This window comes from Streptomyces sp. NPDC006624, from assembly GCF_040611555.1.
Classification (GTDB): Bacteria; Actinomycetota; Actinomycetes; order Streptomycetales; family Streptomycetaceae; genus Streptomyces.
On record NZ_JBEXOM010000003.1, the window covers coordinates 1 to 21,022 of the forward strand.

Below are 21,022 nucleotides of genomic sequence, written 5' to 3' on the forward strand. Positions count from 1 at the left end.
CCCTCGCCGCGCGCCGCCGCGCGCACGTCCGACGGCGGCCGCACCTGGCACCCCGCCACCACACCCCCGCCCGCCTACCGCTCCGGCGTCGCGTGGCTCCCGCACGGCCGCACCGCCGCCCTCGCCGTCGGCCCCACCGGCACCGACCTCACCACGGACGCGGGCCGCACCTGGCGGACCGTCGGCACCGGCTCCTTCGACACCGTCGACTGCGCCCCGGACCACGGCTGCTGGGCCGCCGGCGAGAAGGGGCGGGTGGCCCGCCTGGAGCACTGAGCAGGCGGTGCGCGGTGAGGGTTGGCAGGGTGGGTACTCGTTCACCGCACTCGAAAGGAAGTGAGCGAGCATGCCACGCGGTTCGAGCTCCAAGCGGGAGCGCCAGTACGAGCACATCAAGGAGAGCGCGAAGGACCGGGGCGAGAGCACCGGCCGCGCCAAGGAGATCGCGGCGCGGACGGTGAACAAGGAACGCGCCCGCGCCGGCGAGTCGAAGACCGCCAGCCGCACCTCCACCAAGGACATGTCCTCCGGCGAGCGCGGCGGCCGGCGGTCGGGCCAGGGCTCCCAGGGCCCCACCTACGACCAGCTGTACCAGGAGGCCAAGCGCCGCGGCGTCGAGGGCCGTTCGAACATGAACAAGAGCGAGCTGCAGCGCGCGCTGAACAAGTGAGGCACACGCCGTGCGGGGCCGGCGGGACCGGCTGACCCGCCGGCCTTCGCGCTGCCCGTAGGCTCGGGGCCACCATGACGACCGTACGCATCCCCGAGAACTGGCCCGCCACCGAGGAACAGGCCCGCGCCGTCCAGGACGAGCTGCGCGCCCGCGTGATCCTGGACGAACCGGGACCGCCGCCGGGAGCGGGCCGTGTGACCGGGGTCGACGTCGCCTACGACGACGCACGCGACGTCGTGGCGGCGGCAGCGGTCGTGCTGGACGCCGCCGGCCTCGACGTCGTCGCCGAGGCCACGGCCGTGGGCCGGGTGTCCTTCCCCTACGTGCCCGGGCTCCTCGCCTTCCGGGAGCTCCCCGCCGTCCTCGCCGCGCTCGACGCCCTGCCCTGCCCGCCCGGCCTGGTCGTCTGCGACGGCTACGGCCTCGCCCATCCGCGCCGCTTCGGCCTCGCCAGCCACCTCGGTGTGCTGACCGGCCTGCCCACGATCGGCGTCGCGAAGAACCCGTTCACCTTCACCCACGACGAGCCGGGCACCGCGCGCGGCAGCAGCTCCGCGCTGCTCGCGGGCGCCGAGGAGGTCGGCCGCGCGCTGCGCACCCGGGACGGCGTCAAGCCGGTGTTCGTCTCCGTGGGCCACCGGGTGTCCCTGGCCGGGGCCTGCGCCCACACCCTGGCGCTGGCCCGCGGTTACCGCCTCCCGGAGACCACCCGCCGGGCGGACGCCCTGTGCCGCAGGGCGCTGCGCGAGGCCTGCTCCGCCTGACCTTCCCCAGGCCGGCGGCCCACCTCGCGGTACGGAGAGTCGTGTACGCCCGCCCCGGCTCGCCCGCCCGGGCGCTGCTCAACGCGGTCTTCTCCCCGGTGACTTCGAGAAAAGGAGAGGCGGCGAGTCATCGGACGGAGGGAGAGACGCGCCCGAAGGGAGCGGGCGATCCCGTACCGGCTGAGTACCGGCTCTGAGTACCCGTACGGATGTTCCGCCCACCCGCCCCGGGCAGGCTGAGCGCATGACAACGCACCGTGCTCCGAAGCCTGTTGCCCACCCCACCCAGACCGTGGAGCGGGCCGTCACCGTCGGGCTGGTCCTCGCCGTGCTGGCGGGGCTCGCGTGGATCGCCGGGATGATCTACACCATCGCCGAGTGGCCGCTGTAGGCCGCCCCGCGTCCCCTCAGCGGGCCGCCGCGACGCGGAAGCGGATGCCCGCCGCACGCAGCCGGTCGATCAGTGCGTCGCCCATCGCCACCGCCGTGGTGACCTGGCCGGCCGTCTTCGGCAGCTCGTCGAAGGCCAGGCACAGCGCCGACTCGGCGAGCATCTTCGCCGTCTCGCCGTACCCGGGGTCACCGCCCGAGACCTCCGTGTACACCCGCCGGCCGCCGCCCTCCCCCACGAAGCGCACCGAGAACCAGCTCTTCGCCCGCTTCTCCGGACCGGGCCCGTCGCCGGGCTTGACCCGGTCGGACAGCCACCGCCGGGCGGGGGCCAGTTGGGCCGCCGCGACGAGCGCACCGAGGGCCGCGACCGAGCCCACCGCCACGGGCAGATGCCGCACCGCCGCGTAGTGCCGGTAGCGGAAGTCCGGCCCGTACCGGTCGAGCGCCGCCGCCGAGCGCCGCACGATCTGCGGATCGATGGTCGGCAGCGGCAGCGCCCACGCGCCGACCTCCTTGGCGAACCGGGGCGCGCCCGCCGGCGCCGACGCCCGCCGGCCCACCAGCCGCGGCTCGTGCCGCCGCCGGTCCCGCGCGGCGGCCGCCATCTCCCGCTGCCGGGCGAACTGGTTGAGGGCGGAGGCGAAGGTCCCGCCGGAGAAGGCCCCGCCGGCGCTCACGAAGCCCTCGACGCTCAGCGGCACGCCCTCGGGGAGCTGCCGCACGGTGAAGTACACGCCCAGGTCGTGCGGGACGGAGTCGAAGCCGGCGGCGTGCACCAGACGCGCCCCGGTCTCCCGCGCGCGGGCGTCGTGCCGGACGTACGTCAGGTCCACGAACTCCGGCTCCCCGCACAGGTCCAGGTAGTCCGTCCCGGCGTCCGCGCAGGCGGCGACGAGTCCCTCGCCGTAGGTGACGTACGGGCCGACCGTCGTGGCCACCACGCGCGCGTGCTCGGCGAGGTCGCGCAGCGAGGCCGGATCGGAGACGTCCGCCCGCAGCACGCCGACCTCCGCGCCACCGGGCAGCCGCTGCCGCAGCCGCTCCAGCTTCCCGGCGCTGCGCCCGGCGATCGCCCAGCGCAGTCCCTCCGGCGCATGGGCGGCCAGGTACTCGGCGGTGAGCGTCCCGGCGAAACTGGTGGCTCCGAAGAGCACGATGTCGTACGGACGGTCCGTCCTGCTTTGCCTGTTCATGACACCCCTCGGTCGTCCAGCCCGTGCCCCTGTCGGTGGCCGAGGCTAGCGTGAGGAGTGCGGAGCCCGACAGCAGGGGCTGGTCCGTGTGCCAGATCGCTAAGCGCTTGCTCGTTCAGGCCTTGTGCCGAGTGGAACACGTTCTTAGCATCGCTGGTGTTACATCGGTTGTGTCACAGCGCTGGGGGCTGGATGACCACGGCAAGGACGCCAGGAAACGGCCCGCTCACCGGCGTGCGCGTCGTCGAACTGGCTGGTATCGGGCCCGGCCCGTTCGCCGCCATGCTCCTGGCCGACCTCGGCGCCGACGTCGTGCGCGTGGACCGGCCCGGCGGCCCCGGGCTCGGCATCGACCCGGCGTACGACGTCACCAACCGCAACAAGCGCTCCGTGGTCGTCGACCTCAAGGCACCGGACGGCCCGGGCCGGGTGCTCGCCCTGGCCGCCCGCGCCGACGTCCTCGTCGAGGGCTACCGCCCCGGTGTCGCCGAGCGCCTCGGCGTCGGGCCCGCGGACTGCCATGCACGCAATCCCCGCCTGGTCTACGGCCGGATGACCGGCTGGGGCCAGGACGGCCCGCTCGCCCACCGCGCCGGGCACGACATCGCCTACATCGCCCCCACCGGCGCCCTCGGCCTGACCGGCGGCCCGGACCGGCCGCCGCCGGCCCCCGCCAACCTGCTCGGCGACTACGCGGGCGGCGCCCTCTACCTGGTCGTCGGCGTGCTCGCCGCCCTCCACCACGCGCGCGCGACCGGCACCGGCCAGGTCGTCGACGCCGCCATCGTCGACGGCACGGCCCATCTCACCGCGATGATCCACGGCATGCTCGCCGCCGGCAGCTGGCAGGACCGGCGCGGCGCCAACCTCCTGGACGGCGGCTGCCCCTATTACGGCACCTACGAGACGGCCGACGGCGGGTACATGACCGTCGGCGCCCTGGAGCCGCGGTTTTACGAGGAGTTCCTCACCCTCCTCGGCCTCGGGGACCGGTCCGCCGCCCGCACGGACGTCGCCCTCTGGGGTGACCTGCGCGAGGAGATCGCCGCCCGGTTCAAGAGCCGCACCCGGGACGAGTGGACGGCCGTCTTCGACGGTTCCGACGCCTGCGTGGCACCCGTGCTGTCCCTGCGCGAGGCCCCGCACCACCCGCACCTGGCCGCCCGCGGCACCTTCACCGACCACGGCGGCATCACCCAGCCGGCCCCGGCCCCCCGTTTCTCCGCGACACCGACCTCCGTGCGCACCGGCCCGGCCCGGCCGGGCGCCGACACGGCGGACGTCGCCCGGGAGTGGGACGTTCCCGGGCTGCTTCCCCCGTCCCGCACCCCTCAGTGAAAGGCCTCCTCGTGAGCACCGAAGCGTACGTGTACGACGCGATCCGCACCCCGCGCGGGCGCGGCAAGGCGGGCGGCGCCCTGCACGGCACCAAGCCCATCGACCTGGTCGTCGGTCTCATCCACGAGATCCGCGCCCGCTTCCCGGACCTGGACCCGGCCGCCGTCGACGACATCGTGCTCGGCGTCGTCGGCCCGGTCGGCGACCAGGGCTCCGACATCGCGCGGATCGCCGCCATCGCCGCCGGACTGCCCGACACCGTCGCCGGCGTCCAGGAGAACCGCTTCTGTGCCTCGGGCCTGGAGGCGGTCAACCTGGCCGCCGCCAAGGTCCGTTCCGGCTGGGAGGACCTGATCCTCGCCGGTGGCGTCGAGTCGATGTCCCGGGTGCCGATGGCCTCCGACGGCGGCGCCTGGTTCAACGACCCGATGACCAACCTCCAGGTCAACTTCGTGCCGCAGGGCATCGGCGCCGACCTCATCGCCACCATCGAGGGCTTCTCCCGGCGGGACGTCGACGAGTACGCCGCCCTGTCGCAGGAGCGCGCCGCCACCGCCTGGAAGGAGGGGCGCTTCGAGAGGTCCGTCGTCCCCGTCAAGGACCGCAGCGGACTCGTCGTCCTCGACCACGACGAGCACATGCGCCCCGGCACCACCGCCGACTCCCTCGCCAAGCTGAAGCCGTCCTTCGCGGACATCGGCGAACTCGGCGGCTTCGACGCGGTGGCGCTGCAGCAGTACCACTGGGTGGAGAAGATCGACCACGTGCACCACGCGGGCAACTCCTCCGGCATCGTCGACGGCGCCTCGCTCGTCGCGGTCGGCTCCAGGGAGGTCGGCGAGCGCTACGGCCTCACGCCCCGCGCCCGGATCGTCTCCGCCGCCGTGTCCGGCTCCGAGCCCACCATCATGCTCACCGGCCCCGCCCCCGCCACCCGCAAGGCCCTCGCCAAGGCCGGGCTCACCATCGACGACATCGACCTCGTCGAGATCAACGAGGCGTTCGCGGCGGTGGTGCTGCGCTTCGTGAAGGACATGGGCCTGTCCCTGGACAAGGTCAACGTCAACGGCGGCGCGATCGCGCTCGGCCACCCCCTCGGCGCCACCGGCGCGATGATCCTCGGCACCCTCGTCGACGAACTCGAGCGCCAGGACAAGCGCTACGGCCTCGCCACGCTGTGCGTCGGCGGCGGCATGGGCGTCGCCACGATCGTCGAGCGCATCTGACCCCCTCCCGACGGATCACACGGAGCACCTCCACATGAGCACTGAGCCCACCACCATCCGCTGGGAACAGGACCGCACCGGCCTCGTCACCCTCGTCATCGACGACCCGGACCAGTCCGCGAACACCATGAACCGGGCGTTCCGCGACTCCCTCGCCGCCGTCACCGACCGCCTGGAGGCCGAGAAGGACTCCATCCGGGGCGTCATCATCACCTCCGCCAAGAAGACCTTCTTCGCAGGCGGCGACCTGCGCGACCTCATCCGCGTCACACCCGAGACCGCCCAGGAACTGTTCGACGGCGGCATGGCCATCAAGCGGAACCTGCGCCGCATCGAGACCCTCGGCAAGCCCGTCGTCGCCGCCCTCAACGGCGCTGCCCTGGGCGGCGGTTACGAGATCGCCCTGGCCTGCCACCACCGCGTCGCCCTGGACGCGCCCGGCTCCAAGATCGGCTGCCCCGAGGTCACCCTCGGCCTGCTCCCCGGAGGCGGCGGCGTCGTCCGCACCGTCCGCCTGCTGGGCATCGCCGACGCCCTGCTGAAGGTCCTGCTGCAGGGCACCCAGTACAACCCGCGCCGCGCCCTGGACAACGGCCTCGTCGACGAGGTCGCCGACACCCGGGAGGACATGCTCGCCAAGGCCCGCGCCTTCATCGACGCCCACCCCGAGTCGCAGCAGCCCTGGGACCGGCCCGGCTACCGCATCCCCGGCGGCACCCCCGCGAACCCCAAGTTCGCCGCGAACCTCCCCGCCTTCCCGGCCACCCTGCGCAAGCAGACGGGCGGCGCCCCCTACCCGGCTCCGCGCAGCATCCTCGCCGCGGCCGTCGAGGGCGCCCAGGTCGACTTCGAGACCGCGCAGGTCATCGAGGCCCGCTACTTCGTCGAACTGGCCGCGGGCCAGACCTCGAAGAACATGATCCAGGCGTTCTTCTTCGACCTCCAGGCCGTCAACTCCGGCGCCAACCGCCCCCAGGGCGTCGAACGGCGCCAGGTCCGCAAGGTGGCCGTCCTCGGCGCCGGCATGATGGGCGCGGGCATCGCCTACTCCTGCGCCCGCGCCGGCATCGACGTCGTGCTGAAGGACGTCTCCCTGGAGGCGGCCCTCAAGGGCAAGGGCTACTCCGGGAAGCTGTGCGCCAAGGCCGTCACCAAGGGCCGCACCACCCAGGAGAAGGCCGACGCGCTGCTCGCCCGCATCACGCCCACCGCCGAGGTCCAGGACCTGGCCGGCTGCGACGCCGTCATCGAGGCCGTCTTCGAGGACACCTCCCTCAAGCACAAGGTGTTCCAGGAGATCCAGCACGTCGTCGCGCCCGACGCGCTGCTGTGCTCCAACACCTCCACCCTGCCCATCACGGCCCTCGCCGAAGGCGTCGAGCGCCAGGCCGACTTCATCGGGCTGCACTTCTTCTCGCCGGTCGACAAGATGCCGCTGGTCGAGATCATCAAGGGCGAGCGCACGGGCGAGGAGGCCCTGGCCCGCGCCTTCGACCTGGTCCGGCAGATCAACAAGACGCCGATCGTCGTCAACGACTCGCGCGGCTTCTTCACCTCCCGCGTCATCGGGCACTTCATCAACGAGGGCGTCGCCATGGTCGGCGAGGGCATCGAGCCCGCCTCGGTCGAGCAGGCCGCCGCGCAGGCCGGCTACCCGGCCAAGGTCCTGTCCCTGATGGACGAGCTGACGCTGACCCTGCCCCGCAAGATCCGCGCCGAGACCAAGCGGGCGGTCGAGGAGGCCGGCGGCACCTGGACACCGCACCCCGCCGAGGCCGTCATCGACCGCATGGTCGACGAGTTCGGCCGCACCGGCCGCGGCGGTGGCGCCGGCTTCTACGACTACGACGAGGACGGCAGGCGCGCCGGGCTCTGGCCGGGCCTGCGCGAGCACTTCACCGAGCCCGGCCACCGGATCCCGTTCAGGGACATGCAGGAGCGCATGCTGTTCTCCGAGGCGCTGGACACCGTCCGGCTGCTGGAGGAGGGGGTGCTGACCTCCGTCGCCGACGCCAACATCGGCTCCATCCTCGGTATCGGCTTCCCCGGCTGGACCGGCGGCGTGCTCCAGTACGTCAACGGCTACGACGGCGGACTGCCCGGCTTCGTGGCCCGCGCGCGGGAACTCGCCGAGCGCTACGGCGACCGCTTCACCCCGCCCGCCCTGCTGGTCGAGAAGGCGGAGAAGGGGGAGTGCTTCAGCGACTCAGCCCGGAACTGACCCGTCCGCACCCCCGGTCAGCCACTCGCCCAGCTCTTCCTTCAGCGACCGCTGGAACGCGGTGAGGAGCGCCTGCACCACCAGCGGGTGCATGTGCGCCGACAGCGACCGCACGTCCCGTGCGTCACGCTCGGCCACCTCACCGCGGAAGAGCCGGGACAGTTCCCGGGCCGCGGCGCGCGCGTGCTCGACCAGCACCGTGCGCGCCGCGAAGATCGCGTCCGGGGAGAGCGGCACGTCCAGCAGGCCGGTGCCCAGCCGCAGCAGCCCCAGGTCGGCCTCGTATCCGTCCGCCGCGGGCCGGACGACCCCCATCGCGACGAGCCGCTCGACGTCCTCCTCGCCCAGGGGCCGCCCGGCCCGCCGCTCCAGTTCCTCGCGTGTGACCGTCCGGACGGTGTCGGGCGCCCAGGACGCCACCACCGCCCGGTGGATGGCGAGGTCGTGCGCACTCAGGTCCGGCGGCAGCTGCCGCAGATAGCGCTCGATGCCGGCCAGCGTCATGCCCTGCCGCTGCAGTTCCTCGATCAGCGCCAGCCGGGCCAGATGCTCCCGCCCGTAGTGGCCCACGCGCCGGGGACCGAGCACCGGCGGCGGCAGCAGCCCCTTGGTGCCGTAGAAGCGGACCGTGCGCACCGTGACACCGGCCCGGGCGGCCAGCTCGTCGATCGTGAGGGTCGGCTCCTCGGCGTCGGTCGTCATGTGCAGCAGTATCGCTGTCCCACCAGTGCTGTGACACCTCGTCCGCACCTCCGGCGACCGGGCCGGAACGCCGGACGGCCGCTGTGCGGATCCGGGGTGGATCTTGTGAGAAGTCACGCTCTGTGACGCCGCTCACCGTGTGCGGGTGAACCGGTGTGGCAAGGTGCTGCCCTGGTCTGTACCACCTCACAAGGGCGGTACGGGCCATCGCACTGTACGGACCCGGGCCCACGACGGCCGGGGCGATCCAGAGAGTGGAACCACCCGTGAGCAAGGACGCCGTGAACACGGCTGCGGCCACGCCGCGTACCGACGCGGCCGGGGTGCCCGCGGACGCGGGCGACGCCGGCTACAGCAAGGACCTCAAGGCCCGCCACGTCAACATGATCGCCATCGGCGGCGCGATCGGCACCGGGCTCTTCCTGGGCGCCGGCGGCCGGCTGCACAGCGCGGGCCCGGCGCTCGCGCTGGCGTACCTGGTGTGCGGCGTCTTCGCCTTCTTCGTGGTCCGGGCCCTCGGCGAGCTCGTGCTCTACCGCCCCTCCTCGGGCTCCTTCGTGTCGTACGCGCGCGAGTTCCTCGGCGAGAAGGGCGCGTACGTCGCCGGCTGGATGTACTTCCTGAACTGGTCGACCACCGGCATCGCCGACATCACCGCAATCGCCCTGTACACGCACTACTGGAGCCTGTTCACCGACATCCCGCAGTGGGTGCTCGCGCTGATCGCCCTCGCGGTGGTGCTGGCCGTGAACCTGATCTCGGTGAAGATCTTCGGCGAGCTGGAGTTCTGGTTCGCGATCGTCAAGGTCGCCACGCTGGTCGGCTTCATGCTCATCGGCGTCTTCCTGCTCGCCACCCGGCACGAGGTCGGCGGACAGACCCCGGGCCTGAGCGTCGTCACCGACAACGGCGGCGTCTTCCCGCACGGCATGATGCCCGTCGTCCTGGTGATGCAGGGCGTGATCTTCGCGTACGCGGCGCTGGAGCTGGTCGGTGTCGCCGCGGGGGAGACCGCCGAGCCGGAGAAGGTCGTGCCGCGCGCGGTGAACTCGATCATGTGGCGGGTCGGCCTGTTCTACGTGGGCTCGGTCGTCCTGCTGGCCCTGCTCCTTCCGGGGTCGGTCTACTCGGCCGACCAGAGCCCCTTCGTCACGGTGCTGTCGAAGATCGGCGTCCCGGCCGCGGGCGACGTGATGAACCTGGTGGTCCTCACGGCCGCCATGTCCTCCCTGAACTCCGGCCTGTACTCCACGGGCCGCATCCTGCGCTCCATGGCGATGGCCGGCTCCGCCCCGAAGTTCACCGCCCGCATGAACCGCAGCCAGGTCCCCTACGGCGGCATCCTGCTCACCTGCGCGGTGTGCGTGCTCGGCGTCGGCCTGAACTTCCTCGTCCCGGCCCAGGCCTTCGAGATCGTGCTGAACGTCGCCTCCCTCGGCATCATCAGCACGTGGGTGATCATCATGATCTGCCACCTGGTCTTCGTGCGCCGCGCCAAGGCCGGCCTGGTCGCCCGCCCCTCCTTCCGCCTCTTCGGCAGCCCGGTCACGGAGATCGCCACGATCGCCTTCCTGCTGGCCTGCCTCGGCATGATGGCGAACGACCCCGAGGTCGGCCGCAAGACGCTGCTGCTGGTCCCCGTGATCGGGGTCATGCTGGTCGCGGGCTGGTTCGGCGTCCGCCGCCGGGTGTCGCGGACGGCCGACCGGGAGCTGTCGCAACTGACGCAGTAGCGGGCCGGGGCGCTGTTGGGCGCAGCCCCGGCGCGGACGGGGCCTCGGTGATCGCCAGGTTCCGCACGTCCGGCTCCTTCGCCGGCGGCTCGCTCCACTCCGACGGGCCCGCACGGCCGTTGCGTACGGACCCGCCGTAAGCCGCGGCAGGGAGTTCAACAGGTCAGCTCCGCAGCGGAGCCGTTCAGTGCCGGTGCCCGCCGTGCCCGTGCGCCCCGTCGGTCGCCGCGATCTTCTTCCACGACCTCGGCTCGTGGACGGAGGCGGGCTCCTTCGCGATCGCCGCGGCCCGTGCCGCGGGGGCCGGCGGCTTCGACGGCTGGAACAGCCAGGTGTCGAAGAGGGCGGCCAGGGGCTCGCCCGAGACCTCCTCCGCGTAGCGCCGGAAGTCCGCCACCGACGCGTTGCCGTGGGCGTACTCGCGCGGCCAGCCCTCGAGGACGGCGAAGAACGCCTCGTCGCCGATCGCGTTGCGCAGTGCCTGCACGGCCAGGGCGCCCCGGTCGTAGACGGCGCCGTGGAACTGGTTCTCCGGCCCGGGATCCCCGGGCTTCACCGTCCAGAACGCGTCGTCGGCGGGGTGCGAGGCGTACACGTGGTCGGCGAGTTCCTGCGCGGTGCCCTCGCCCTCGTGCTCGGACCACAGCCACTGCGCGTACCGTGCGAAGCCCTCGTTGATCCAGATGTCCTGCCAGCGCTCGAGGGACACGGCGTCCCCGTACCACTGGTGGGCCAGTTCGTGGACGACGAGGGACACGTTCGACCCGCCAGCGAACTGCCGGGGGCTGTAGAACGGCCGGGTCTGGGTCTCCAGCGCGTACCCGGTGTTCGTGTTCGGCACGTACCCGCCGAGCGCGTCGAAGGGGTAGGGCCCGAAGTACCCGGACAGCCAGTCCGCGATCTCCCCGGTCCGCTCGATGCTCGCGCGCGCCGCGCCCGCGTGCGGGCCCAGGTCCTTGCTGTAGGCGTTGAGGACCGGGACGCCGCTCTCGGTCGTGTCCGTCGTGATGTCGAACCGGCCGACCGCGAGCGTGGCGAGGTACGTGGCCTGCGGTGTGGCGGACCGCCAGTTCCAGCGGGTCCAGCCCAGGCGTGAACTCGTCGACTGCAGCCTGCCGTTGGAGATGGCCTGGGTGCCGTCCGGGACGAGCACGGACACGTCGTAGGTGGCCTTGTCGAGCGGGTGGTCGTTGCTCGGGAACCACCACGCGGCCGCCTCGGGCTCGTTCGCCGCGACACCGCCGTCCGGGGTGCGGTGCCAGCTGGTGAAGCCGTAGGCCCGCTTCGACGACGGGACACCGCTGTAGCGCACGACGACCGTGACCGGCGTGCCCTTGGCCAGCGGCTTCTTCGGCGTGATCTCCAGCTCGTGCTCGCCCGACGTGGTGAAGGACGCCTTCGCGCCGTTGACGCGCACCTCGCCGACGTCCAGGAGGAAGTCCAGGTTGAAGCGGGACAGGTCCTGGGTGGTGCGGGCCAGGAGCGTCGCGGTGCCCTCCAGTTCGTCGGTCGCGGGCCGGTACTTCAGTCGGAGGTCGTAGTGGGAGACGTCGTAGCCGCCGTTGCCGTAGGCCGGGTAGTAGGGGTCGCCGGCACCCGGGGCGCCGGGGGAGTGGGGAGCGGCCGATGCCGGGATCGCCAGCAGGAGAACGGCCGCGGCCAGGGCTCCCGGCGCGATGATGCTGCGGTGCACGCAAGGCTCCAAGTCGTAGGTCCCGAAGTCTGTCCGGAGCCTATTCACTCCCCGTGCCCACCATCATGTCCATGACCGTCGCCGTCACACGATCGCCATTCGGCCGACATGGAGCACCCGGCGCGGCGGCCCTCCCGGGACACGCCGGTGCGTCAGCTGCCCTCTTCTGAACAGGAGTTCACCGATGTAGCGTCCGGCGCATGCCGAAACGCACGCGCTTCACGACCTGGAGACCGCTCGCGACGGCGGCCACGGCCGCCCTGTTGGCCACGCTCGTCACCCCGGCCGCGGCCCACGCCGCCCCGCGCGGCAGCGAACCCGTGTACTCGTACGCGGACGCCGTCCGCGAGGCCGTCTGGGTGGACACCGGACTCGACGGCGACCGCGACGGACGGACCGACCGGGTCGCCGTCGACATCGTCCGCCCCCGCGAACCCGCCCGCCAGGGCCGCAAGGTCCCCGTCATCATGGACGCCAGCCCGTACTACTCCTGCTGCGGGCGCGGCAACGAGAGCCAGAAGAAGACGTACGACGCGAACGGCGACGTCGTGCGGATGCCGCTCTACTACGACAACTACTTCGTCCCGCGCGGATACGCCGTCGTCGGCGTCGACCTGGCCGGAACCAGCCGCTCGGACGGCTGCGTCGACGTCGGTGGCCGCTCCGACGTCCGGTCCGCGAAGGCCGTCGTGGACTGGCTCAACGGCCGCGGCGTGGCCTACACGACCCGCACCGGCCCCACCCGCGCCGACGCCGGCTGGACCAACGGCCGCACCGGCATGATCGGCAAGAGCTGGGACGGCACCATCGCCAACGGCGTCGCCGCCACCGGCGTCAGGGGCCTGGAGACCATCGTCCCCATCAGCGCCATCTCCTCCTGGTACGACTACTACTTCCAGCAGGGCGCCCCGCTCTACGACTCCGGCCCGGACTGGCTCTCGAACTACGTCAACAGCCCCGACGCCCGCGCCAAGTGCGGTGCCGTCCAGCAGAAGCTCGCCGACGGCGCCCCGCGCTCCGGCGACTGGACCCCGCTGTGGAGCGAGCGCGACTACGTGAAGGCCGCGCGCAAGGTCCGGGCCAGCGTCTTCCTGGTGCACGGCATGCAGGACCTCAACGTCCGCATGAAGCACGTGGGTCAGTGGTGGGACGCCCTCGCGCGGCACGGCGTCGAACGCAAGATCTGGCTCTCGCAGACCGGCCACGTCGACCCCTTCGACTTCCGCCGCGCGACCTGGGTCGAGACCCTGCACCGCTGGTTCGACCACGAACTCATGGGCTACGACAACGGCATCGACCGCGAGCCCATGGCCGACATCGAACGCGCGCCCGACCGGTGGACCACCTCCCGGACCTGGCCGCCGAGCGGCACCCGCGCCGCCACCCTGCGCCCCGGCCAGGGCGCCCAGGACGGCGTCGGCACCCTCGGCCTGCGCCGCGGCCACGGCACCGCGTCCTTCACCGACGACCCGGCCCTGAGCGAGACCGACTGGGCCGCGGCGATCGACAGGGCGACACCGGAGAAAGCCGGTTTCGTCACCCGGCCCCTCGTCCGCGACCTGCGCCTGTCCGGCTCCTCCGAGGTCACCGTGACCGCGACGCCCTCCACGTCCGCGGCCCATCTCTCCGCCGTCCTCGTGGACATCGGCCCCGCCACGATCCGCGACTACGCCGACTCCGGTGAGGGCATCACCACCCTCACCGACCGCACCTGCTGGGGAGCGAGCACCACCGGCGACAGCGCCTGCTTCAAGGAGACGAAGGCCAAGACCGCCGACGTCGACTACACGATCGTCAGCCGCGGCTGGGCCGACCTCGGCACCCACGCCTCCGCGCGCAAGGGCGCCCCGCTCACCCCGGGCAAGCGGTACACGATCACCCTCGACCTGGCGGCCACCGACCACGTCGTGCCCAGGGGCCACCGGCTGGCGCTGATCATCGCCGGCACCGACCGGGGCCTCATCGACCCGCCCCAGGCCGACCGGCCCCGGCTCACGCTCGACCTGCCCCGCACCTCGGCCCGCGTCCCCTTCACCGGCGGGGCGGCCGCCTTCGCCCGCGCCACCTCCGGAGCCGCGCCCGCCACGCCCGACGACGCGCTCCTGGACGGCGTACGGGAGCCGCGCACCACCCAGCGCGTCCCGGAGGGAAGCCGGTGAGCGCGGCCAGGACCAGTCCGCGCCCGCGCGCCCTCGTCCTCACCGCCGCCGCCCTCGCCGGGTCCCTGGTCGCGACCCCGGCCCGGGCGGCGGCCGCCGACCCCCTGCCACGCACCGGCTTCGAGCGGACGGACGGCGCCCGCTGGACCACCCAGGCCGAGGAGCAGGACTACCTCCGGGCCGTCGACCGGTCGAGCAGCCGGGTCTCCCTGACCCGCTTCGGCACCACGCGGCAGGGCCGCCCGCTCCAGCTCGTCCGCGTCGGCACCGGCCCGGCCCCCGTCACCGTGCTGCTCGTGTGCAGCCAGCACGGCGACGAACCCGCCGGCCGCGAGGCCTGCCTGACCACCGTCCGCGACCTCGCCCACGCCCGCGACAGCCGCACCCGGCGCCTCCTGGAGCGCACCACCGTCCTGGTCGTGCCCACGGCCAACCCCGACGGCCGCGCGGCCGGCACCCGCGGCAACGGCGACGGCGTGGACATCAACCGCGACCACCTCGCCCTGCGCACCGCCGAGGGCCGCGCCCTGGCCGCCGTCATCCGCGACCGCCGCCCCGACGTGATCTACGACCTGCACGAGTACGGCGCCACGCCCCCCTACTACGACAAGGACCTCTTCGACCTCTGGCCGCGCAACCTCAACACCCACGCGGCGGTCCACCACGAGGCCCGCACCCTCTCCGAGGCGTACGTCCGCCCGGCCGCCCGGCGCGCCGGCCACTCCATCGGCACCTACGGCATCTGGACCGACCCGGCCACCGGCGACCCCCTCAGGCAGGTCGCCGGGGACGGGCAGGAGCGCATCCTGCGCAACATGTCGGGCGTCAAGCACTCCGTCGGCCTGCTCATCGAGAGCCGCGTCGATCCGCTCACCGACGCCGAGAAGGCCGACGAGGCGCTGAACAACCGGCGCCGGGTCACCTCCCAGCTGGACGCGCTCACCGGCCTGCTCCACTACGCCGGCCGGCGCCACGCCCACATCGGGACGGCGACCGCCCAGGCCCGGCTCACCGGGTACGTCACCTCCGGCCCGGTCCACGTCGGCGGCGCCGACAACGACCCGCCCGAACCGTCCGAGACCATCACGAACCCACCCTGCGGCTACCGCCTCACCCCCGAGCAGTACGCCGAGGTCGGCGACGAGCTGGCCCTGCACGGGGTGCGCGTGCGCCGGGACGCCGAGGGCGTGCTCGTACCGCTGCGCCAGTCGCTGCGGGCGCTCGTCCCGCTCCTCCTGGACGACCGGGCCGAGTACCACCTGACGGCGGGCTCACACGAATCTGCATGTTCAGGGGGGTGAAATTCCGCCACACGTGGTAGCAGCGTTACGGAGGAACCTCATCCTCCGTGCTGTTCTGATGAAAGGTGCCGCCCGTGACGCAAGAACCACCCAGCGACAAGGACCTCCATGAGGGACCGGTGCTACCGGGTTCGGAGGCGGGTCTGCCCGGCCGGGAGCGACCTCGGACCGACCGGATCGTGTTCGGCGTCACGGCGGTGCTCACCCTCGCCTTCGTGGTCTGGGGCGCCACCGCGACCGACTCGCTCGAAGACGTCTCCTCCTCCATGCTCAGCGGTCTGATGCACAACGGCGGCTGGGCGTTCATGCTCGCCGCCTCGGGCTTCGTGGTGTTCGCCCTCTGGCTCGCGATCAGCCGCTACGGCCGTATCCATCTGGGCGCCGAGGGCGAGGAACCCGAGTTCCGCACGGTGTCCTGGGTCGCGATGATGTTCAGCGCCGGCATGGGCATCGGCCTGATGTTCTACGGCGTGAGCGAGCCGCTGTCGCACTACGGCACGCCCCCGCCGGGCACCGACCCGGCCGACTCCGGCGACCGCATGGAGACGGCCATGGCCACCACGCTGTTCCACTGGACGCTCCATCCGTGGGCGATCTACGCCGTGGTCGGCCTGGCCATCGCCTACAGCACCTTCCGCAGGCGGCGCCGGCAGACCATCAGCGCCGTCTTCACCCCGCTCATCGGCACGAAGAACGCCAACGGAGGGATCGGCCGGGCCATCGACATCCTCGCGATCATCGCGACCGTCTTCGGCTCCGCCGCCTCCCTGGGGCTGGGCGCGCTGCAGATCGGCTCCGGTGTCCAGGAGCTGAACTGGATGGACGAGGTGAGCACCGGGCTGCTCGTCACGATCATCGCGGTGCTGACCCTGGCCTTCGTGGCGTCCGCGATCTCCGGTGTCGAGAAGGGCATCCAGTGGCTGTCCAACACCAACATGGTGCTGGCGCTGGTGCTCGCCCTGTTCGTGTTCGTGGCCGGCCCGACCATCGTCGTCCTGGACCTGCTGCCCACCTCGGTCTTCGCCTACCTCGGCGACCTGCCCCAGCTGGCCGGGCGCACCGAGGCCAGCGGCGGCGAGGGCGTCGCCGACTGGCTGGGCAGCTGGACCGTCTTCTACTGGGCGTGGTGGATCTCCTGGACGCCGTTCGTCGGCATGTTCATCGCCCGCATCAGCCGGGGCCGGACGATCCGGCAGTTCGTCGGCGGTGTCATCCTCGTGCCCAGCACGGTCAGCCTGATCTGGTTCGCGATCTTCGGCGGCTCCGCCATGAAGATGCAGGAGCAGGGCCGGCTCGGCAAGGAGGCCACCCCGGAGGGCCAGCTCTTCGGCGTCCTGCAGGAGTTCCCGATCGCCACGGTCACGAGCCTGCTCGTGATGATCCTCGTCGGCATCTTCTTCGTCTCGGGCGCCGACGCGGCCTCGATCGTCATGGGCACCCTGTCGCAGAAGGGCGCGCTCGAACCCGGCCGCTACGTCGTGGTGTTCTGGGGCGTGGTGACCGGTGCGGTGGCCGCGATCATGCTGCTCGTCGGCAGCGGCCAGGGCGACGCGCTGACCGGTCTGCAGAACCTCACGATCCTCGCGGCGGCGCCGTTCGTCATCGTGATGATCTTCATGTGTGTGGCCCTGATGCGCGACCTGCGCCGCGACCCGGTGATCGTGCGCGAGCAGATGGGCTCCGAGGCCGTCGAGATGGCCGTGATCGAGGGCCACACGAAGTACGACGGCGAGTTCGAGCTGCGCGTCGGCCCGGGCCGCGGAACGGACGTGGAGGGAGACCCGATCGGCAAGCACTGAACCGCACGGCGGCGGGCGGTCCGCACCTCGGGGTCCGGGCCGCCCGCCGCCGTGTGCGCGCTCCGCTCCGGGCCGCCCGCACCCCGCGCACGGCGCGGGGTGTCCTCAGCCGGTGGCCAGCCGGGCCGCCTCCCGCGCGCAGCCCCACGCCACCGTGACGCCCGCGCCGCCATGGCCGTAGTTGTGCACCAGCAGGCGTCCGTCCGGCAGGACGTCGCGCTCCAGGCGGACCGCCGGGCGGGTGGGACGCAGCCCGACCCGGTGCTCCAGGACCCGCGCCCCGGCGATCTCGGGCCGCAGCCGGGCACAGCGGCGGACGATCGCCTCGGCCGCCGCGGGGTCCGGCTCCAGGGACCACACGTCCTCCTCGGCCGTACCGCCGAGGACGAGACCGCCCGGCTGCGGGAACAGGTAGGCGTGCTCCCCGCCCGCGTCGTCCCCGACCAGCCACGTGTCGATCCCGGGGTTCTCCACCACGACCAGCTGCCCGCGCACGGGCCGTACGGACGGATCCGGCACCAGCTCCCGCGCGGCCAGCCCCGTGCAGTTGACCACCACCGGCGCGTCCGCCTCCGCGAAGGAGGACACCGTACGGGTCTCCACCACCCCGCCCGCCGCCCGCAACCGCTCCCGCAGCCACGGCAGATGCGCCGGCATGTCGATCAGCGGCAGCCGCAGCCGCACACCCGTCCCGTCGAACTCCGCGGCGGTGGCGGCCCGCAGGTCCGGCACCCGCCCCGCCAGCCACCCGTCGACCTCGTCGAGCCGGGTGCCGCCCAGTACCCCTTCGACCAGGCGTACGCCGGACGCCCCGGATTCCGCCGCCAGCTCCTGGTACACCGCCAGCGACCGCAGCGCCCACGCCCGCGCCTGCTCCACCGGCTGGATCCGGTACGGCCACCACAGCGCACCGGCAACGGCGGAGGTGGTCGCCTCGACGGCGTCCCGCGTCCACACCCGCACCCGCCGTCCCCGTTCGGCCAGTGCCAGGGCGGTCGTCAGCCCGACGACCCCGCCACCGACCACCACGATCTCGTCACTCGGCTCGCTCGTCATGGCCGGACCGTAGCGGAATGTGCCATGCCGTGCTCACATCACCCGCAGTGTGGGGATACTCACCCTATGTGTGCCGAGTACGCGACTTTCGGCCTGGCCCCCGCGACGCGGGCCGGGGGAGTCCTCACCGATGGCGGTTACCAGGTCCACCGCGACTTCCTGGACTTCATCGTCGACGGGCGTCCGCTGCTGTTCCGGCTCTCCGACCTGGACGCGGTCTCGCCGCTCGCCGCGGACGTCCCGCCCGCCATCTTCACCGCGCAGGTGCGCAGCCTGCTCCTGGAGAGCCCGGCCCCCCTGCCGGGCGGCCGGTACGTCGTCTACGGCTGCCCCGAGTGCGAGGACCTGGCGTGCGGCGCCGTCACCGCCGCGATCCGGCAGGACGGCGAGGACGTCATCTGGTGCGACTTCGCCTGGCAGACCGACGAGCACGCCGATCTGCGGCTCAACGGCTACCACGGCATCGGCCCGTTCCGCTTCCGCGGCACCGAGTACCGGGCGGCGCTGAACGCCCTGCTGAACGGCTCCGCCCCGGACACCCGGCGCCGCGTCCTGCTGATCGGCGCCCGCGTCGCCGGACTGGCCCGGCTCGCCGCCGCGTTACGCACCATCGGCGTCGGCGCCGACATCGCGCACGACGCCGAGGGCGTGCCCGCCGACGAACTGAGCGGCTACGGCGCCGTCGCCTTCGGCGGGGGCACCGGGGAGCGGGAGCGCGCCGCGGTGCGCCGCGCCTTCGAACGCGCCGGTGTCCCGGTCGTCTGCGTCGACGGTCTGGCGCCGATCGTCCCGCTCCTCGTCGCCCAGATCGAGCAGGCCCTGGAGCGCAGCCCGGCCGGCGGGCGCCGCCTGACCGGCCTGACCGCCGACGGCACCGGCGCGGACATCGAGGTCACCTCCCCCTGCCGGGTCACCCTCACCGCCTACCGCCTCGACCGGCTCTCCCGCACCCGCACCCGCACGCTCTTCGACGGCGTCCTGGAACCGGGCCGCCACCGCGTCCCCCTCGACCCCGGCGCCGTGAAGGGCCGGTCCTTCCTGGTGGCGCGTACGACCGGAAGCGTCCTGGTGACGGCCGTGGCCCACGGAGCGGCGCACTAGGATCGGCGCTCTGATGACTGCCACCCTCGTCGCGAAGAACCTCGCCGCCGGCCACGGCGACCGCACCCTGTTCACCGGGCTCGACCTGGTCGTCGCACCCGGCGACGTGATCGGCCTGGTCGGCGCCAACGGCGCGGGCAAGTCCACCCTGCTGCGGATGCTGGCCGGACTCACCGCCCCCGAGCAGGGCGAGATGCGCCTGTCCCCGCCGGCCGCCACCGTCGGCCACCTCCCGCAGGAGCCGGACCGCCGCCCCGGCGAGACCGTCCGCGCGTTCCTGGCCCGCCGCACCGGCGTCGACCGGGCCCAGCACCTCATGGACGAGGCGACCCAGGCCCTGGTCGACGGGGCGCCCGGCGCCGACGACGCCTACGCCACGAGTCTGGAGCGCTGGCTCGGCCTGGGCGGCGCCGACCTGGACGAACGCGCCGAGGAGGTCGCCGACTCGCTGGGCCTGGCCGTCGACCTGGACCAGCCGATGACCTCGCTGTCCGGCGGCCAGGCCGCCCGTGCCTCACTCGCCTCCCTGCTGCTGTCCCGCTACGACGTCTTCCTGCTCGACGAGCCCACCAACGACCTCGACCTGGACGGCCTGGAGCGCCTCGAACGCTTCGTCAGCGGCCTGCGCGCCGGCACGGTGGTCGTCAGCCACGACCGTGAGTTCCTCGCCCGCACCGTCACCAAGGTCCTCGAACTCGACCTCGCCCAGGGGGAGATCAACCTCTACGGCGGTGGCTACGAGGCCTATCTGGAGGAGCGGGAGGTGGCCCGCCGGCACGCCCGGGGCGAGTTCGAGGAGTACGCCGACAAGAAGGCGGCCCTGCTGGAGCGCGCGCAGACGCAGCGCGCCTGGATGGACAAGGGCGTGAAGAACGCGCGCCGCAAGGCGGGCGCCGACAACGACAAGATCGGCCGCAAGTTCCGCAGCGAGGCCAGCGAGAAGCAGGCCGCGAAGGCCCGCCAGACCCAGCGCATGATCGAGCGCCTGGAGGTCGTCGAGGAGCCGCGCAAGGAGTGGGAACTGCGCATGGAGATCGCGTCGGCCCCGCGCTCGGGCGCCGTCGTCGCGACCCTGCGGGACGCCGAGGTGCGCCGCGGCGGCTTCGTCCTCGGCCCGGTCTCCCTGCAGATCGACTGGGCGGACCGGGTGGCGGTCACGGGCGCCAACGGCGCCGGCAAGTCCACGCTGCTCGCCGCCCTGCTCGGCCGTGTCCCGCTGGACGCCGGGCACGCGGCGCTCGGCTCGGGCGTGCTCCTGGGCGAGGTCGACCAGGCCCGCAAGCTGTTCCACGGGCAGGAGTCACTGCTCGACACGTTCCGCGCGGCCGTCCCCGACACCGAACCGGTCGAGGTCCGCACCCTCCTGGCCAAGTTCGGTCTCAAGACCGATCACGTCCTGCGTCCGGCGGCGACCCTCTCCCCGGGCGAACGCACCCGCGCCGCCCTGGCGCTCCTCCAGGGCCGGGGCGTCAACCTCCTCGTCCTCGACGAGCCCACCAACCACCTCGACCTGCCCGCCATCGAGCAGCTGGAGTCGGCCCTCGACGCCTACGAGGGCACGCTCCTGCTGGTCACCCACGACCGCCGCATGCTCGACGCCGTGCACGTGACGCGCCGCCTGGAGGTGGCGGACGGCAAGGTCACCGAGCGCTGACGCCCCCTCGATGGCG

General features: G+C 73.0%; 16 protein-coding genes and 1 pseudogene. 13 read left to right on the forward strand and 4 right to left on the reverse strand.

Annotated elements, in window-relative coordinates; genetic code table 11:
• The 4 genes and pseudogenes from ABZY20_RS06440 to ABZY20_RS06455 all read left to right on the forward strand — a co-directional run.
• Window positions 1-276, forward strand: a pseudogene (locus ABZY20_RS06440) (oxidoreductase); the annotation flags it as partial.
• A gap of 70 nt (window positions 277-346) precedes the next feature.
• Complete coding sequence (locus tag ABZY20_RS06445; protein ID WP_356437450.1) at window positions 347-670, forward strand: plasmid stabilization protein; 324 nt, start codon at window positions 347-349, stop codon at window positions 668-670.
• A gap of 74 nt (window positions 671-744) precedes the next feature.
• On the forward strand, window positions 745-1,437 hold the full coding sequence (locus ABZY20_RS06450) for an endonuclease V (protein WP_356437453.1): 693 nt from the start codon (window positions 745-747) through the stop codon (window positions 1,435-1,437).
• A 244-nt stretch (window positions 1,438-1,681) separates the two neighbouring features.
• Window positions 1,682-1,828 (forward strand): hypothetical protein, encoded by a 147-nt coding sequence (locus ABZY20_RS06455; RefSeq protein ID WP_356437456.1) that lies wholly within the window; start codon window positions 1,682-1,684, stop codon window positions 1,826-1,828.
• A 16-nt stretch (window positions 1,829-1,844) separates the two neighbouring features.
• Here the strand turns inward: ABZY20_RS06455 and ABZY20_RS06460 are convergent, their stop codons facing one another.
• Entirely contained in the window at window positions 1,845-3,023 is a 1,179-nt protein-coding gene (locus tag ABZY20_RS06460; RefSeq protein WP_356437459.1) for a saccharopine dehydrogenase NADP-binding domain-containing protein, read from the reverse strand.
• A 192-nt stretch (window positions 3,024-3,215) separates the two neighbouring features.
• Between ABZY20_RS06460 and ABZY20_RS06465 the strand changes: the two genes are divergently transcribed.
• Genes ABZY20_RS06465 through ABZY20_RS06475 form a run of 3 tightly spaced genes read left to right on the forward strand, consistent with a single transcriptional unit; the run spans window position 3,216 to window position 7,808 of the window.
• Entirely contained in the window at window positions 3,216-4,361 is a 1,146-nt protein-coding gene (locus ABZY20_RS06465) for a CaiB/BaiF CoA-transferase family protein (RefSeq protein ID WP_356437462.1), read from the forward strand.
• An 11-nt stretch (window positions 4,362-4,372) separates the two neighbouring features.
• Window positions 4,373-5,587, forward strand: coding sequence for an acetyl-CoA C-acetyltransferase (locus ABZY20_RS06470; RefSeq protein WP_356437464.1), 1,215 nt, complete (start codon window positions 4,373-4,375; stop codon window positions 5,585-5,587).
• A 34-nt stretch (window positions 5,588-5,621) separates the two neighbouring features.
• Window positions 5,622-7,808 (forward strand): 3-hydroxyacyl-CoA dehydrogenase NAD-binding domain-containing protein, encoded by a 2,187-nt coding sequence (locus ABZY20_RS06475; protein ID WP_356437467.1) that lies wholly within the window; start codon window positions 5,622-5,624, stop codon window positions 7,806-7,808.
• On the opposite strand, the gene ABZY20_RS06480 is transcribed toward ABZY20_RS06475, so the two are convergent.
• Window positions 7,794-8,510 carry a MerR family transcriptional regulator gene (locus ABZY20_RS06480; RefSeq protein WP_356437469.1) on the reverse strand — a complete coding sequence of 239 codons (717 nt, stop codon included), beginning with the start codon at window positions 8,508-8,510 and terminating at the stop codon, window positions 7,794-7,796. The two genes, ABZY20_RS06475 and ABZY20_RS06480, sit on opposite strands and share 15 nt — an antisense overlap.
• 266 nt (window positions 8,511-8,776) lie before the next feature.
• On the opposite strand from ABZY20_RS06480, the gene ABZY20_RS06485 reads away from it, so the two are divergent.
• On the forward strand, window positions 8,777-10,243 hold the full coding sequence (locus ABZY20_RS06485; RefSeq protein ID WP_356437472.1) for an amino acid permease: 1,467 nt from the start codon (window positions 8,777-8,779) through the stop codon (window positions 10,241-10,243).
• A 184-nt stretch (window positions 10,244-10,427) separates the two neighbouring features.
• Here ABZY20_RS06485 and ABZY20_RS06490 read toward each other — a convergent pair whose 3' ends face one another.
• The gene (locus tag ABZY20_RS06490; protein ID WP_356437475.1) at window positions 10,428-11,936 is read right to left on the reverse strand and encodes a M1 family metallopeptidase; all 1,509 of its coding nucleotides are present in this window, start codon (window positions 11,934-11,936) and stop codon (window positions 10,428-10,430) included.
• Window positions 11,937-12,136: 200 nt separating this feature from the next.
• On the opposite strand from ABZY20_RS06490, the gene ABZY20_RS06495 reads away from it, so the two are divergent.
• The 3 genes from ABZY20_RS06495 to ABZY20_RS06505 all read left to right on the forward strand — a co-directional run bounded on the left by ABZY20_RS06495 (window position 12,137) and on the right by ABZY20_RS06505 (window position 17,195).
• On the forward strand, window positions 12,137-14,095 hold the full coding sequence (locus tag ABZY20_RS06495; RefSeq protein ID WP_356437478.1) for a Xaa-Pro dipeptidyl-peptidase: 1,959 nt from the start codon (window positions 12,137-12,139) through the stop codon (window positions 14,093-14,095).
• A complete protein-coding gene (locus ABZY20_RS06500) occupies window positions 14,092-15,396 on the forward strand; it encodes a M14 family metallocarboxypeptidase (protein WP_356437481.1) in 1,305 nt (434 codons plus the stop codon). The genes ABZY20_RS06495 and ABZY20_RS06500 overlap by 4 nt, the downstream gene beginning before the upstream one ends.
• 74 nt (window positions 15,397-15,470) lie before the next feature.
• A complete protein-coding gene (locus ABZY20_RS06505; RefSeq protein WP_356437484.1) occupies window positions 15,471-17,195 on the forward strand; it encodes a BCCT family transporter in 1,725 nt (574 codons plus the stop codon).
• A gap of 105 nt (window positions 17,196-17,300) precedes the next feature.
• Here the strand turns inward: ABZY20_RS06505 and ABZY20_RS06510 are convergent, their stop codons facing one another.
• Window positions 17,301-18,251 (reverse strand): FAD-dependent oxidoreductase, encoded by a 951-nt coding sequence (locus ABZY20_RS06510; protein ID WP_356437487.1) that lies wholly within the window; start codon window positions 18,249-18,251, stop codon window positions 17,301-17,303.
• A gap of 66 nt (window positions 18,252-18,317) precedes the next feature.
• Here ABZY20_RS06510 and ABZY20_RS06515 point away from each other — a divergent pair, with 66 nt between their 5' ends.
• Together ABZY20_RS06515 and ABZY20_RS06520 are read left to right on the forward strand one after the other, a co-directional pair.
• On the forward strand, window positions 18,318-19,352 hold the full coding sequence (locus tag ABZY20_RS06515) for an oxidoreductase (RefSeq protein WP_356437489.1): 1,035 nt from the start codon (window positions 18,318-18,320) through the stop codon (window positions 19,350-19,352).
• Between the two features lie 13 nt (window positions 19,353-19,365).
• Window positions 19,366-21,006, forward strand: a complete 1,641-nt coding sequence (locus tag ABZY20_RS06520) for an ABC-F family ATP-binding cassette domain-containing protein (RefSeq protein ID WP_356437491.1) — start codon at window positions 19,366-19,368, stop codon at window positions 21,004-21,006.
• Window positions 21,007-21,022 lie beyond the last annotated feature (16 nt).

Bases quoted from the DNA above. Each gene is read 5' to 3' on its own strand.
- ABZY20_RS06445 (WP_356437450.1), top strand. From the start codon at position 347: ATGCCACGCGGTTCGAGCTCCAAGCGGGAGCGCCAGTACGAGCACATC.
- ABZY20_RS06450 (WP_356437453.1), top strand. From the start codon at position 745: ATGACGACCGTACGCATCCCCGAGAACTGGCCCGCCACCGAGGAACAG.
- ABZY20_RS06455 (WP_356437456.1), top strand. From the start codon at position 1,682: ATGACAACGCACCGTGCTCCGAAGCCTGTTGCCCACCCCACCCAGACC.
- ABZY20_RS06460 (WP_356437459.1), bottom strand. From the start codon at position 3,023: ATGAACAGGCAAAGCAGGACGGACCGTCCGTACGACATCGTGCTCTTC.
- ABZY20_RS06465 (WP_356437462.1), top strand. From the start codon at position 3,216: ATGACCACGGCAAGGACGCCAGGAAACGGCCCGCTCACCGGCGTGCGC.
- ABZY20_RS06475 (WP_356437467.1), top strand. From the start codon at position 5,622: ATGAGCACTGAGCCCACCACCATCCGCTGGGAACAGGACCGCACCGGC.
- ABZY20_RS06480 (WP_356437469.1), bottom strand. From the start codon at position 8,510: ATGACGACCGACGCCGAGGAGCCGACCCTCACGATCGACGAGCTGGCC.
- ABZY20_RS06495 (WP_356437478.1), top strand. From the start codon at position 12,137: ATGCCGAAACGCACGCGCTTCACGACCTGGAGACCGCTCGCGACGGCG.
- ABZY20_RS06510 (WP_356437487.1), bottom strand. From the start codon at position 18,251: ATGACGAGCGAGCCGAGTGACGAGATCGTGGTGGTCGGTGGCGGGGTC.
- ABZY20_RS06515 (WP_356437489.1), top strand. From the start codon at position 18,318: ATGTGTGCCGAGTACGCGACTTTCGGCCTGGCCCCCGCGACGCGGGCC.
- ABZY20_RS06520 (WP_356437491.1), top strand. From the start codon at position 19,366: ATGACTGCCACCCTCGTCGCGAAGAACCTCGCCGCCGGCCACGGCGAC.